Source organism: uncultured Thiocystis sp., from assembly GCF_903866365.1.
Lineage (GTDB): Bacteria > Pseudomonadota > Gammaproteobacteria > Chromatiales > Chromatiaceae > Chromatium.
In genome coordinates this window covers 1-1,780 of the sequence record NZ_CAIPNF010000432.1, presented here as the reverse complement: position 1 = coordinate 1,780, position 1,780 = coordinate 1, and the positions used below count along the sequence as shown (strand labels likewise).

Annotated in this window: 1 protein-coding gene; it reads right to left on the bottom strand. The window is 66.2% G+C overall.

The genetic code is table 11. From position 1 onward, the window contains the following. On the bottom strand, nt 1-1,667 hold a 1,667-nt coding region (gene traD / locus QZY07_RS23570; protein ID WP_295408215.1), incomplete at its 3' end, for a conjugative transfer system coupling protein TraD. Nucleotides 1,668-1,780 lie beyond the last annotated feature (113 nt).

Here is a 1,780-nt window from a genome sequence, read left to right as displayed (position 1 = left end):
TGGAGTTGCTCGCCGACATTGGCCGAATGCGACAGCAGATCCGGTTGCGTCGAGGTGCCCTGGGTGCGGGTGATGGTTTTGAGACGGACCTTGGGGAGACTGGCGGTGACGTACTCCTGGGTCTCGGCGTCGAGCACGCGCAGCGCGATCAGGGTGTTGAGGTTGCTCAACACCTGACGCGCCTTGGCCTCGCTGCCGGTGCGCGCGGCAACGTCGGCGAAGGTCTGGGTGGCGATGGTCAGGCGCAGCCCGGCCCCGCGCCCTTTGTTGAGCAACTGGATCATCGGGTCATTGACGACTTCGGAGGCTTCGTCGATGAAGACGTTGACCGGACGATGGTTGACCCCGTCGTTGTCGCGATCCCCGGCGACGGCGGCCAGATCGGCGATCAGGATCGAGCCGATCGCCGCACCCACCAGGCCGTCGGACAGCGAATCCAGGCCGATGTAGGCGACCTGGGCGCGTTCCACCAGGCTCGCCATGGCGGTGATCGGGCGCGCATCCTGGGCATCGGCGCTGTCGGGGGAGAGCAGCGGACCGAGCGAGCCGGCGGTGAGCATGTTCAGAATCGGAAACAGACTTGCGACCATCTTGGCGAAATGCACCTTGTCGTGCGCGAACAGCGACACCAGGCCGTCGATGACGGTCGAGGGATGTTCGCCGCGCACGGTTTCCCGATACAGCCGGACCAGACCGGCGGCGCGCGCCGGGGTGTCCTGCGCCTTGCCGACGAAGCGCGCGGCCTGGCCTTCCCAACCGGGGGCATGCTCGTCGAAATAGCGCGTCAGGACCCGCACCACCAGGGGATCGACGCCGCCTTCCAGAGAGCGGCGCAGGTTCATCAGATTCGGGCGCTCGCCGGCGGCCAGCACCCCGCCGATGACCTGCGAGAGCGCCATCTGCGAGAAGCTCTTGAACGGATCGTTGCCGCTGACGCTGGGCATGATGGCGGCGATGCGACTGGCGATTTCGGTCGCGCGGTTGAAACTGTAGAGGGGATCGATGCGGTGACTGCGATCCGGGAACGCCGGATGGAAGCTCACGAAGCGCTCCGGCTGACCGCTTTGCGCACATGCCAGCCGCGCCGATTCCTGAAGATCCTGATCGCCCTTGGGGTCGATGATGACCACTGCCTCGCCGCGCAACACCGCCTGGGTGACCAGCAGATCGAGCAGGCGGGTCTTGCCCGCGCCGGTGGTGCCGACGATCAGGATGTGCCCGGCGCTGTGCTCGACCGGCAGCCAGACCGGGGTCTCGCGCGCCGCCAGTCCGTGCAGCCAGTGCGCGCCCAATTGCGATTGCACCGGCACGAACCGCTCCGGTCCGGCGCGGATCAGATCCAGCGACAGTTGGGCATGTTCGCTGTTCCAGTCGAAGCCCCAGCCGAACCAAAGGTCGTCGCGGTGGCGGCGACACTGGTCGCGCAGTTGCGTGAGCGTCAGAAAACTGAGGGCCGACCCGGCGAGTTTGGCCTGACGATGCCCGTGACGTAATGCGGGCGCCAGCCAGCGCAGCCCGAGCGGGATCGACAGCGCCGCCAGCACTTGGAAGGGAGCCTGGTGCAGCGGCCACCACCGATGCAGTGCGGCGGCGACCAACCCAAGCAGCAGCCAACCGACCAGAGCGGCTATCTCGAAATTGGGACGCCAGGGCGGGTTATAGGCCAAGGGTCAACACCCCATAAGCGCCAACATAGCCGACAAGCCCTTGAAAATCAGTGGAGAGGTGCGATGTGTTAGCTTTTTGCTGCCATGCTCCACGCCCCTCAGCCCGTCGATCT